The sequence below is a fragment of the Geodermatophilus amargosae genome, from assembly GCF_041028265.1.
Classification (GTDB): Bacteria; Actinomycetota; Actinomycetes; order Mycobacteriales; family Geodermatophilaceae; genus Geodermatophilus; species Geodermatophilus amargosae_A.
This window is the reverse complement of sequence record NZ_JABGCW010000010.1, coordinates 11,597-24,018: the sequence shown is the minus strand read 5'-3', so window position 1 is coordinate 24,018 and position 12,422 is coordinate 11,597. Positions and strand designations below refer to the sequence as shown.

Genomic DNA, 12,422 nt, shown 5'->3' with positions numbered 1-12,422 from the left:
CTCCGGGGCTGGGGCACAGTCGCCCGGTGGATGCCCCGGACGGGACCGTTCCATGCGCTCCGGTGATCATCCTGGCGCGCCGCGGGGTGGGGTCAGCGGATGCCGGAGACCGGCGACCACTCGCCGGCGCCGGCGGTCGCCCGCTCGACGTCGTGCAGGTCGTCGGTGTCACCTCGCACGCTGCGCCGCGCCTGCACCATCCCGGCCAGGCTCACCAGCGCGACCGCGGCCGCGGCACCGGCACCGAGCAGGGCCACGAGGGTGAACCCCGAGGCCCGCGGCAGGCCGGTGGCCGGGTCGGTGGCGGCGCCGAGCAGGGCGACGGTCAGCGTGCTGCCCACCGCCTGGCCCAGCGACCGGGCGATCGAGTTCACCGCGTTGGCCACGCCGGTCTCGGTCCGCCGCACCGCCCGGACCACCAGCGTGGGCAGCGCGGCGTAGGCGACGGTCACCCACGCCTGGGACAGCAGCCCCGCCGTGACGACCAGCCACGGCTCGGACCGGCCCAGGGCGAAGACGACGAAGCCGGCCACGCCGCTGAGCGCGCCGGTGAGCAGGGTGGGCAGCGCGCCGATCCGGTCGACGACCTTCCCGGCCAGGGGCGCGAGCAGGATGCCGACCACGCCGCCGGGCAGGAGGTAGACGACGGCGGCGTCGAGGACCGGCGCGCCGAACCCGTAGCCGGCCACGCCGGGCGGCGTCTGCACGTACTGCATGACGGCGAGGAACGAGACGAACAGGCCGATGCCGGTCATGAGGCCGGCGATGTTGGGCACGAGCATCCGTGGGTCGGTCAGCAGCGCGGGGCGCACCAGCGGCTGGGCGCGGCGGCCCTGCAGCAGGACCCAGCCGGCGAGGACGGCCAGCGCCCCGGCCGCGCAGCCGAGGGTCAGCGGGGAGGTCCAGCCCCAGGTGTTGCCCTGCGACACGGGCAGGAGGAGCAGCACCAGGCCGATCCCGAGGACGACGGCGCCGAGCCAGTCGACCCGGCCGGCGGCCGTGGGCGCGCGGCGCGGCAGCAGGACCGCCGCGAGGACCAGCGTGAGGAGGGTGACGCCCAGGCCGATCCAGAACGGCCGGTGGTAGTCGCCGCCGTCGCCCGTGAGCAGGCCCGCGGCGACCAGGCCGACGACGCCACCGACGCCCAGGGTGCTGCTGACGATCGACATCGCGACGCTGAGCCGCTCCGGCGGGAGCTCGCGGCGCAGGACGCTGATCGACAACGGGAACAGCCCGTACGACGAGCCCTGCAGCACCCGGGCGACGATCAGCAGCGGGAGCGAGCGGGTGACGATCGCCAGCAGGGTGCCGATCGCGACGGCGACCAGGATGCCCAGGATCACCGGCCGCTCGCCGCGGGTGTCCCCGAGCCGGCCGAGCACGGGGGTCAGCACGGCGGCGGCCAGCAGGTTGGCGGTGAGCACCCACCCGGCGGCGGCCGGCGAGACGCCGAGCTGCTCGCCGATGGGACCGAGCACCGGGACCACGAGGCTCTGCAGCAGCGAGAGCGTGGTCACACCCAGGGACAGGGTCAGGACCAGGAGCGCCGGCCGCGTCGGAGCGGTCAGGGAGCCGGTGCGGGTCGCGACCTGGGCACCGGAGGACATCTGTCGATGACACCACGCGCTCGCCCTGGACGACGCAAGGGTTGTTGCAGGACACAACGGTGAGTCCGGTCACAGTCGGTCAGGTGAACAGTACGTTGCGACGATTGAGAAGGCGATCCCCTGGGAAAACAGTCTCCAGACGACGAGCCGCCGGGCCTGCTGCCGGGCGGCGCACGAGACGAGCAAGGGGACGTTCGAGATGTTGCTGTGGCCTGCTGTCACCCTGGTCGGGTTCCTGGTGCTGACCGCCCTGGTGATCGCGATGGGCACCTCGACGACGGCGCGGTACGAGCGCGAGCGGGCGGCGGCGGGCACCGTGGCCCGCCGCGAGACCGCTCCCTCCGGCGTCGCCGTCGAGCCCGTGGGGATGGCCCAGGTGGCGTGACCCCCGTCTGACGCGCCCGTCCCGAGACGACCCGCGCCCCGCCGCTCCCTCCCGGGAGCTGCGGGGCGCGCGCGCGTCCGGAGGTCCTCCGGCCTACAGGTGGGCCTCGGGGGTGTCGAGCACCGTCCGGTCCAGCGACTCCAGCAGGTCCAGCCAGGCGTGCACCTTGGGCAGCTCCCACCTCTGGAAGAACCGCGCCGCGGCGCGCTTGCCCTCGTGGAAGTCGCTGGTCTCGTCCCGGGTGGCCAGCGCCTGCTCCAGCCACAGCCAGCCGACGACGGTGTGGCCGGCCGCGTCGAGGTAGGCGGTGGCGTTGGCCAGGGCCAGCGCCGGGTCGCCGGTGCTCCAGAGCGTGCCGGTCACCTCGACCAGTCGGGCGACGGCGGCGTCGACGTCGGCGGCGAGGTCGGCGAACGGCGTCCCGGCGGCGCGGGCCGTCGTCGCGGCGATGGTCTCGGCCAGCAGCCGCAGCCCGGCGCCGCCGTGCATCGTCACCTTGCGGCCCAGCAGGTCGAGGGCCTGGATGCCGTTGGTGCCCTCGTGGATCGGGTTGAGCCGGTTGTCCCGGTAGAACTGCTCGACCGGGTAGTCGCGCGTGTAGCCGTAGCCGCCGTGCACCTGGATGGCGAGGTCGTCGGCGACCGGGCCCCACTGGGAGGGCCACGCCTTGGCGATCGGCGTCAGCGTGTCCAGCAGCAGGTGGGCGCGGCTGCGGTCCTCCTCGGTCTCGCCGGTCCGCTCCTCGTCGACCAGGCGGGCGCAGTACAGGCCCAGCGCCAGCCCGCCCTGGGCGTAGCTCTTGGCGGCCAGCAGCATGCGGCGCACGTCGGGGTGGTCGACCAGGCGCACCATCGGCGAGGACGGGTCCTTGCTGCTGGCCGAGCGTCCCTGGGTGCGGGTGCGGGCGTACTCCAGCGCGTGCAGGTAGCCGGTGTAGCCGAGGACGGTCGCGCCCATCCCGACGCCGATCCGGGCCTCGTTCATCATGTGGAACATGTAGGAGAGCCCCTTGTGCGGCTCGCCGACCAGGTACCCGACCGCGCCGGCCCGGCCACCCGGCCGGTGCACGCCCTCCCCGAAGTTGAGCAGCGTGTTCGTCGTCCCGCGGTAGCCCATCTTGTGGTTGAGCCCGGCCAGGACGACGTCGTTGCGCTCACCGAGCGAGCCGTCGTCGGCCACCAGGACCTTGGGCACCACGAACAGCGAGATGCCCTTCACCCCGGCCGGGCCGCCGGGGATCTTGGCCAGGACCAGGTGGACGATGTTCTCGGTGAGCTCGTGGTCGCCGGCCGAGATCCACATCTTGTTGCCGGTGAGCCGGTAGGAGCCGTCGTCCTGCGGCTCGGCGCGCGTGCTGATGTCGGCCAGCGAGGACCCGGCCTGCGGCTCCGACAGCGCCATCGTGCCGAACCAGCGGCCCTCGAGCATCGGGCGGACGTAGGTGTCCTTCTGCTCCTGCGAGCCGTGCGCGAGCAGCAGGCGGGCGTTGCCCATGGTCAGGAACGGATAGCTCGACGTCCCGACGTTGGCCGCCTTGAACCAGGCGAACGCCGCCTGGCCGACGGTCTGCGGCAGCTGCATGCCGCCGTACTCCTCGTCGAAGGTCCCGGACATGATCCCGGACTCGCGGAAGACGGCCAGCGCCTGCGCGACCTCGGGGATCATCTCGACCCTGCCGTCGACGAACCGGGGCTCGTTCTCGTCGGCCGTGCGGTTGTGCGGCGCGAAGTGCTCCGTGGCGATCTGCTGGGCGAGCTCCATCACCGCGTCGAAGGTCTCGCGCGAGTGCTCGGCGTAGCGCGGGCGCTTGGTGAGCGTCTCGACCTCCAGCCACTCGTGCAGCAGGAAGTCCAGGTCGCGCGGCGACAGGATGAGGTTGGGGGACACGGGGCCTCCACGGACGACGGCGGCGGGAGAGCGGGCGCGCTGCCCGACCGGCCCACGATAGGCCGGGTCCGGCTGGGGGTAGCAGCTCCCTCATGGACATCGACCACCTGATCGGCCGGGCGACCGCCCTGGCCGGCGATGCGGGTACGGCGCTGCTCAAGCAGCTGCAGCACGTCCGCGTGCCCGGGGCCGGGCAGGCCTCGGCCACCGACCCCCCCGAGGTCGCCGCGCGCCGCTGGCGGGCGGTGACGGTGCTGCGCGAGCCGGCTGACGTCGACGCCGCGGGCCTACCCGCGCCCCTGGCCGCGCTCGGCGACCGGATCGAGGTGCGCACGACCCCGGCACCCGGCGACCGCGGCACCGAGCTCGCGGCGCGCTACCGCGGGACGCCCGGCGAGGACGAGATCGGCGACCTGCGCGCCGCGCTCCGCGAGGCCAAGGCGCTGCTGGAGGTCGGCGAGGTGCTGCGGGTGGACCCGCAGCCGCACGGGACCCGCGCCGCCACCCCGCAGGGTGCCGCGCTGGAGGGGGCCGCGAAGGCGGCGCCGAGGGCGGGTGTGCTGTGAGGGCCGCGACCTGGGCCGGGGTCGACGAGGTGTCGGTGGAGACCGTCCCCGACCCCGCGATCCTCAACGACCGCGACGTCATCCTGAAGGTGTCCCGGACGACGACCTGCGGCTCGGACCTGCACCTGCTCGGCGGCTACGTCCCCGCGATGCGCGCCGGCGACGTGCTGGGCCACGAGTTCATGGGCGAGGTCGTCGAGGTCGGCCCGGGCGTGCGGGACCGCCGCGTCGGCGACCGCGTCGTCGTCAACTCCTTCATCGCCTGCGGGAACTGCTGGTACTGCCGGCAGGAGCTGTACTCCCTCTGCGACAACGGCAACCCGAACCCGGGCATCACCGAGGGGCTGTGGGGCCAGAGCCCGGGGGGCTGCTTCGGCTACTCGCACGCGATGGGCGGGTTCGCCGGGTCGCACGCCGAGTACGTCCGGGTGCCCTACGCCGACGTCGGCAGCTTCGTCGTCCCCGAGGAGGTCGGCGACGACCGGGCGCTGTTCGCCTCCGACGCCGTCTCCACCGGCTGGATGGGCGCGGACCTGGCCGGCACGAAGCCCGGGGACACGGTGGCCGTGTGGGGCGCCGGCGGGGTCGGGCAGATGGCCGCGCGGGCGGCGATGCTGCTGGGCGCCGAGCAGGTGGTGGTCATCGACCGGCTGACCGAGCGGCTCGAGCAGGTGCGGCGGCACGTGGGCGCGGAGGTGGTCGACTACTCGACCACCGACGTCATGGCCGAGCTGCGCGAGCGCACCGGCGGCCGCGGGCCGGACGTCTGCATCGAGGCGGTCGGCATGGAGGCGCACAGCACCGGCGTCCAGGGCGTGTACGACCAGGTCAAGCAGCAGTTGCGGCTGCAGACCGACCGGCCCTCCGCCGTCCGCGAGGCGATCATGGCCTGCCGCAAGGGCGGGAGCGTGTTCGTGCTCGGCGTCTTCGCGGGGCCGGTGGACAAGTTCCCGCTGGGCGCGGCCATGAACAAGGGGCTGACGCTGCGGGGGGCGCAGGTGCACGGGCAGCGCTACATGCCGCGGATCCTCGGGCACATGGCCCGCGGCGAGCTGACCACCGAGCACCTGGCCACCCACGTGATGCCGCTGGAGGACGCGCCGCGCGGCTACCGCATGTTCAAGGACAAGGAGGACGGCTGCGTCCGCGCCGTCTTCCTCCCCCACGGCTGACGACCGGCAGGAATGGCCGTTCCTGCCGCCCGGCCGGGTCGATCACGACCGGATCGGACCGAGGACCGGCAGAGATGGCCGTTCCTGCTGCCCACGGATCGACGACGGCGGACGACGGAGGCCCCTCCCGCGGGTCCGGGAGGGGCCTCCGTCGTGCGCGGGGTCAGTCGCGGCGACGGCCGGCGACGTCCCGCAGGTGGTCGGCGGGGACGGACGCCAGCCCGCTCGGCTGGCCGTGCGCCTCGTGCCGGCCGGCGTGCCGCCGCCGGTGTCCCTCGCCCTTCGTGACGGCGGCGTCCCCGGGCCGGCCCGCGGGCGGCGGGGTGGACGTCGGGGCTGCGGCACCCACGGCCTGGGTGGCCTGCTCCCCGGCGTCCTCGGCGTCCGGGTCGCCGGCGGTCTGGCTGGCCGCCTGGCGCGCCTGGATGCCCGACTTGTCACTCAGCGCCAGCTGCGGCAGGAACAGGAAGACGAGGAAGCCGAGCGCCGCCGCGCACGCGGCGATCAGGAACACCAGGTCGATCGAGTTCGAGAAGCCGGTCTTGAACGGCAGCGCCAGGAACGAGGGGAGGTCCTGGACGAACGAGGTGTCCGACAGGTCGCCGCCGGCCGGGAGCTGACCGCTCTGCAGGGCCTCGGCGACCCGGGGGTCCGACGCGGCGGCCGTCGCCACCGACTCCTCGATGTCCACCGGCAGGCGGCTGAACAGCACGGAGAGGAACGCGGCGGTCCCGATCGTGGCGCCCATCTGGCGGAAGAAGGTCACCGAGGAGGTGGCCACGCCCATCTCGCTCGGCGGGACGGCGTTCTGCACCGCGAGGACCGCCGGCTGGAAGTTGAAACCGAGCCCCACACCGAGCAGCACCATGAAGGGCACCAGCGCCCAGATCGACGTCTCGGCGCCGACGACGAAGGACAGTGAGACGAGGGCCCCGGTCATCAGCACGGTGCCGGCGAGCGGGAAGACCCGGTACTTGCCGGTCTTCGAGATCGTGATGCCGGAGCTCATCGCGCCGATCATGATGCCGAGGACCAGCGGGATCATCTGCAGGCCGGCGACGGTGGCACTCGAGCCGTGGACGATCTGCAGGTACTGGGGGAGCAGCAGCAGGCCACCGAACATGCCGGCGCCCACCACGACGCTGCCGGCGGTCGCGATGCTGAAGCTGCGGTTGCGGAAGAGCCGCAGCGGCAGCAGCGCCTCGTCGCCGTAGGCCCGCTCGGCGAGCAGGAAGAGGACCAGACCGACGGCGCCGATGGCGTAGCAGACCAGGGCGCGGGTCGACGTCCACCCCCAGATGCGGCCCTGCTCGGCGATGACCAGCAGCGGCACGATGGAGGTGACCAGGGTCAGCGCGCCGGGCCAGTCGATGCGGTGGTCGCGGCGCTCGTGCGGCAGGTGCAGCACCCGGAAGACGGCGGCGAACGCCAGGGCGCCGAGCGGCACGTTGACCATGAAGATCCAGCGCCAGCCGTCGAGACCGAGCAGGGTGTCCTGGCCGGCGAAGAACCCGCCGATGACCGGGCCGAGGACGCTCGAGGTGCCGAAGACGGCCATGAAGTAGCCCTGGTACCGGGAGCGCTCCCGCGGCGGCACGATGTCGCCGATGATCGCCAGGGCCAGCGACATGAGGCCACCGGCGCCGATGCCCTGGACCGCCCGGTAGGCGGCGAGCTGGTACATCGAGTCGGCGAGGCCGCAGAGCACCGAGCCGACGACGAAGGCGCCGATGGCGAACAGGTAGAAGGGCCGCCGGCCGTAGATGTCGGAGAGCTTGCCGTAGAGCGGGGTGCTGATCGTCGAGGTGATCAGGAACGCCGTCGTCGCCCACGCCTGCAGGTCGTAGCCCTGCAGGTCGTCGGCGATGGTGCGGATCGCCGTGGCCACGACCGTCTGGTCGAGGGCCGCGAGGAACATCGCGACCATCAGACCGGCGATGATCGTGAGGATCTGCCGGTGGGTGAAGCCGCCGTCCTCGGCCGGGGCCGAGGCCGCCACACGGGCGTCCCGGCGCTCGGCCGCGCTGGTGCGGGAGGTCTGGGTCATGGGCTCTCTCTCGGGGACGGGGCGGCCGGCACGGCGGTGGGCTCGGTGGGGAGGGACGCGGCGAGGTCGTCGACGAAGCGGGCGAACAGCGAGGTGAGCGTGCGGAGGTCCTCCGGGGACCAGTCCGCCGTCACCCGGGCCAGATGGGCCTCGCGCTCGGCACGGAGCTGCTCGAGGGCCTCGCGTCCGGCGTCGGTGACGACGAGGAGGTTGGCCCGGCCGTCGGTCGCGTCAGCGACGCGCCGCACCAGCCCCTGCTCGATGAGGACGGCGACGTGGCGGCTCACGGTGGACGGGTCGGCGTGCACCAGGTCGGCGAGGGCGCCCTGCCGGAGGGGACCCACCCGGACCAGCGGGAACATCAGGACCAGTGCGGCGCGGTCACGGCCCTCGGTGGCCTGCGCCTTGACCGCGTGGACCACGCGCATGAGACGCGGGAGCTGCTCGCCGAGGGTGCGCAGTTCACACTCCCGGTCGCCGGCGTCCGCGGTCGGACCCGGAGCGGCAGGAGAGGGCACGGGTCCTCCGGGGCGGACGAGGCGGGACAGGAACACGTGCACCGTACAACCTGTTGTCGGGAGCAAGCAAATAGTTGCAGGCCGCATGCAAGTGAGGCGGCGCACGTCCGGCCGGGGGACCACGGTGGGACCCTGGGCGGGGGCGACCGCCGGGCAGGCCGGTCGTCCCCATGGCGTCCCCGTGCCGGTGCGCCGTGCGGCCGGTCCACTGGCGAACGAGGAGGAGACGCGCGTGAGCACCCCGCTCGACGACCTGCGCGCGCGCGTGGCCGGACTCACCCTCGACGACGAGCACCGGCTCGGCCGGCGGCTCGAGGGTCTGCGGCGCACCCGGGACGACGCCGCCCGGGGGCGCGCGCTCGAGAAGATCGAGGCCGACGTCGCCGCCGCCGAGCAGCGCATCGCGCGCCGGCGGGCCGCCCTCCCGGTGATCACCTATCCCGAGCAGCTGCCGGTCAGCGCCCGCCGCGACGACATCGCCGCCGCCCTGCGCGAGCACCAGGTCGTCGTCGTCGCGGGCGAGACCGGTTCGGGCAAGACGACGCAGCTTCCCAAGATCGCCCTCGAGCTCGGCCGGGGCGTGCGGGGCCGGATCGGGCACACCCAGCCGCGCCGCATCGCCGCGCGCACCGTGGCCGAGCGGATCGCCGAGGAGCTCGACACGCCCCTGGGCGGCGCGGTGGGCTGGAAGGTCCGCTTCACCGACCAGGTGGGCGACGGCACGCTGGTCAAGCTCATGACCGACGGCGTCCTGCTGGCCGAGATCGCCCGCGACCGGCTGCTGCGCCAGTACGACACGATCATCGTCGACGAGGCGCACGAGCGGAGCCTCAACATCGACTTCCTGCTGGGCTACCTCGCCCAGCTGCTGCCGCGCCGGCCCGACCTCAAGGTCGTCATCACCTCGGCCACGATCGACGTCGACCGGATCGCCAAGCACTTCACAGGACTCGGTGACGGTGGGCGGGGCTCCGTCGACGGCGCCGACGTGCCCGTCGTCGAGGTCAGCGGCCGCACGTACCCGGTGGAGGTCCGCTACCGCCCCGTCGTCGACCCCGACGCCCCCGAGGGCGACCCGGCCGCCGATCCCGACCGCGACCAGGTCACCGCCATCGGCGACGCCGTCGAGGAGCTGGCGCACGAGGGCCCGGGGGACGTGCTGGTCTTCCTCGCCGGCGAGCGCGAGATCCGCGACACCGCGGACGCCCTCACCGACCGCTTCCCCGGCCTCGAGGTGCTGCCGCTCTACTCGCGCCTGTCGGCTGCCGACCAGCACCGGGTGTTCCAGCCGCACACGGGCCGCCGGGTGGTGCTGGCCACGAACGTCGCCGAGACCTCGCTGACCGTGCCCGGCATCCGCTACGTCGTCGACCCCGGTACCGCGCGCATCTCCCGCTACAGCGCGCGGACGAAGGTGCAGCGGCTGCCCATCGAGCCGATCAGCCAGGCGTCGGCGCGGCAGCGCTCGGGCCGCTGCGGCCGCGTGGCCGAGGGCATCGCGATCCGCCTCTACACCGAGGAGGACTTCGAGGGCCGGCCCGAGTACACCGACCCGGAGATCCTCCGCACCAGCCTGGCCTCGGTGCTGCTGCAGATGGCCGCGCTCGACCTCGGCGCGGTCGAGGACTTCCCGTTCGTCGACCCGCCGGACCGGCGGGCGATCGCCGACGGGCGCGCCCTGCTCGAGGAGCTCGGCGCCCTGGACGCCGACGCGCGGCTCACCGACACCGGGCGCGCCCTCGCCCAGCTCCCGCTCGACCCCCGGCTCGGCCGCATGGTGGTCGAGGCCGACCGGCGCGGCGTCCTCGAGGAGGTGCTCGTCGTCGCCGCGGGCCTGACGATCCAGGACCCCCGCGAGCGGCCCGCCGAGCACCAGCAGGCCGCCGACGAGGTGCACGGCCGGTTCGCCGACGAGCACTCCGACTTCCTCACGCTGCTCAACCTCTGGCGGTACCTGACCGAGCAGCAGGAGGCGCTGTCGGGCAGTGCGTTCCGCCGCACGGTCAAGCGCGAGTTCCTCCACTACCTGCGCATCCGCGAGTGGCAGGACCTGCACGGGCAGCTGCGCAGCACCGCCCGTCGCCTGGGCATGACCCCCGGCTCCCTGGCCGCGGAGCCCGACGAGCGCGGGATCTCCGTCGCCCTGCTCGCCGGGCTGCTGTCCCAGGTCGGCCTGCAGGTGGAGGACCCCCGCGGCGGCGGCAAGGAGGCGCCCCGGCGCCGGGGCGGGCGTGAGTACCTGGGCGCCCGCGGTGCCCGGTTCGTCATCGCCCCGGGCACCCCGCTGGCCAGGAAGCCGCCGCGCTGGGTGGTGGCCGCCGAGCTCGTGGAGACCAGCCGGCTGTTCGCCCGCACGGTCGCGCGCGTGGACCCCGACGACGTCGAGCGGCTCGCCGCACACCTGGTGAAACGCGAGTACTCCGAGCCGCGGTGGGACGCCAAGCGCGGCTCCGTGGTCGCCACGGAGCGCGTCACGCTGTACGGCATCCCGCTGGTCGTCGGCCGGCGCGTGCAGTACGGCTCGATCGACCCCGTCGTCTCCCGGGAGCTGTTCGTCCGGCACGCGCTCGTGCAGGGCGAGTGGACGACGCACCACCGGTTCTGGGCCGACAACCAGCACGCGATCGAGCGGGTCGCCGAGTTGGAGGAGCGCGCCCGCCGCCGCGACATCCGGGTCGACGACGAGACGCTGTTCGAGCTCTACGACGCGCGGATCCCGGCCGACGTCGTCTCCACCCGGCACTTCGACCGGTGGTGGAAGTCCGCGCGGCGCGCGACGCCGGACCTGCTCACCTTCACCCCGGAGATGCTCACCAACGCGGCCGCGGCCGGGCAGGTGCGCGTCGAGGACTTCCCGGACGAGGTGCCGCTGACGCAGGGGCTGACCCTGCCGCTGTCCTACGCCTTCGCGCCCGGCACCCCGCAGGACGGCGTCACCGTCGACGTCCCGCTCGCGGTGCTCGACACCGTCGCCGAGCGGACGTCGGGGGAGTCGCTGGCCTTCACCGTCCCCGGGCTGCGGGAGGAGCTGGTGACGGCGCTGCTCCGGACGCTGCCCAAGCAGCTGCGCCGGGCACTGGTGCCGATCCCCGACCGCGTGCGCGAGGTCCTGCCGCGGATCGAGCCGGCCGAGCCGCTGCTCCCGGCGCTGGAGCGCGAGCTGCGGCGGTCCGCGGCCGTCGTCGTCCCGCCGGACGCCTGGGCGCCCGCGGAGGTGCCCGCGCACCTGCGGGCGACGTTCCGCGTGCTCGACGACGGCGGGCGGGAGCTCGCCCGGGGCAAGGAGCTCGGCTCGCTGCGCGCCCAGGTGGCCCCGGCCAGCCGCGCGAGCCTGGCTCGCGCCGCCTCCGACCTCGAGCGCACCGGGCTCACCGCCTGGACGATCGGCGAGCTGCCGCGCACCGTCGAGGTGCGTCGCGGCGGTCACGTGGTCACCGCGTACCCGGCGCTGGTCGACGAGGGGGCGACGGCCGGCGTGCGGGTGGTGGCCACCGAGACCGAGGCCACCCGGCTGTCCTGGCGCGGCGCCCGCCGGCTGCTCGTGCTCGCCACGGGCTCGCCGGCCCGGCAGGTGGTCAAGGGCCTCGGCCCCAGGAGCCGCCTGGCGCTGCAGTTCAACCCCGACGGCGAGATCCCCGCGCTGGTCGACGACTGCGTCGACGCCGCGGCCGACGAGCTCCTCGCCGCCGCCGGTGGACCGCCGCGCGACGAGGCCGCCTTCACCGCACTCGTGGCGACGGCGAAGCAGCAGCTGCTGCCGATCACGCAGGACGCCGTGCGGCGGGTCGAGGCGGTGCTGACCCAGGCGCGGGAGGTCGCCGTCGCCATCGGTGCCGCGCCGGGCCGGCGGGTCCCCGAGGCCGCGGTCGCCGACCTGCGCCGGCAGATGGCCGGCCTGCTGCACCGCGGCTTCGTCGCCGACGCCGGCCGCCGGCGGCTCCCCGACCTCGTCCGCTACCTCCGGGGGATGGCGCTGCGGCTGGAGAAGCTCCCCGCCAACGCCGTGCGCGACGCGCTGTGGACCGAGCAGGTCGCCGCGGCCACGGCCGAGTACGAGCAGCTGCGGCGCCAGGTGCCGCCCACGGGGGCGCCGGACGACCCGGTCGTCCGCATCCGCTGGATGCTCGAGGAACTGCGCGTGGGCCTGTTCGCCCAGCAGCTCGGCACGCCGCGGCCCATCTCGGAGCAGCGCGTCTACAAGGCCATCGACGCCCTGACGGCCTAGCACTGACCGCCTGGT

General features: G+C 74.4%; 8 protein-coding genes. 4 read left to right on the top strand and 4 right to left on the bottom strand.

Translation table 11 applies throughout. From position 1 onward, the window contains the following. Nucleotides 1-92 precede the first annotated feature (92 nt). Nucleotides 93-1,607 (bottom strand): MFS transporter, encoded by a 1,515-nt coding sequence (locus tag HLV61_RS13125; protein WP_369256081.1) that lies wholly within the window; start codon nucleotides 1,605-1,607, stop codon nucleotides 93-95. Nucleotides 1,608-1,806: 199 nt separating this feature from the next. Between HLV61_RS13125 and HLV61_RS13120 the strand changes: the two genes are divergently transcribed. Next, the gene (locus tag HLV61_RS13120) at nucleotides 1,807-1,992 is read left to right on the top strand and encodes a hypothetical protein (RefSeq protein WP_369256079.1); all 186 of its coding nucleotides are present in this window, start codon (nucleotides 1,807-1,809) and stop codon (nucleotides 1,990-1,992) included. Nucleotides 1,993-2,085: 93 nt separating this feature from the next. On the opposite strand, the gene HLV61_RS13115 is transcribed toward HLV61_RS13120, so the two are convergent. After that, the gene (locus tag HLV61_RS13115) at nucleotides 2,086-3,879 is read right to left on the bottom strand and encodes an acyl-CoA dehydrogenase (protein WP_369256077.1); all 1,794 of its coding nucleotides are present in this window, start codon (nucleotides 3,877-3,879) and stop codon (nucleotides 2,086-2,088) included. Between the two features lie 92 nt (nucleotides 3,880-3,971). On the opposite strand from HLV61_RS13115, the gene HLV61_RS13110 reads away from it, so the two are divergent. Both HLV61_RS13110 and HLV61_RS13105 read left to right on the top strand, forming a co-directional pair. After that, nucleotides 3,972-4,445: a hypothetical protein gene (locus tag HLV61_RS13110; RefSeq protein WP_369256075.1), complete on the top strand. Its 474-nt coding sequence runs from the start codon at nucleotides 3,972-3,974 to the stop codon at nucleotides 4,443-4,445. After that, a complete protein-coding gene (locus tag HLV61_RS13105; protein ID WP_369256073.1) occupies nucleotides 4,442-5,617 on the top strand; it encodes a zinc-dependent alcohol dehydrogenase in 1,176 nt (391 codons plus the stop codon). The genes HLV61_RS13110 and HLV61_RS13105 overlap by 4 nt, the downstream gene beginning before the upstream one ends. Before the next feature lie 163 nt (nucleotides 5,618-5,780). Here HLV61_RS13105 and HLV61_RS13100 read toward each other — a convergent pair whose 3' ends face one another. Both HLV61_RS13100 and HLV61_RS13095 read right to left on the bottom strand, forming a co-directional pair. Then, the gene (locus HLV61_RS13100; RefSeq protein WP_369256071.1) at nucleotides 5,781-7,664 is read right to left on the bottom strand and encodes an MDR family MFS transporter; all 1,884 of its coding nucleotides are present in this window, start codon (nucleotides 7,662-7,664) and stop codon (nucleotides 5,781-5,783) included. Next, nucleotides 7,661-8,182, bottom strand: coding sequence for a MarR family winged helix-turn-helix transcriptional regulator (locus HLV61_RS13095; RefSeq protein ID WP_369256069.1), 522 nt, complete (start codon nucleotides 8,180-8,182; stop codon nucleotides 7,661-7,663). Before HLV61_RS13095 ends, HLV61_RS13100 begins: the two co-directional genes overlap by 4 nt. Nucleotides 8,183-8,414: 232 nt before the next feature. On the opposite strand from HLV61_RS13095, the gene hrpA reads away from it, so the two are divergent. After that, nucleotides 8,415-12,407 carry an ATP-dependent RNA helicase HrpA gene (gene hrpA, locus HLV61_RS13090; protein WP_369256067.1) on the top strand — a complete coding sequence of 1,331 codons (3,993 nt, stop codon included), beginning with the start codon at nucleotides 8,415-8,417 and terminating at the stop codon, nucleotides 12,405-12,407. Nucleotides 12,408-12,422 lie beyond the last annotated feature (15 nt).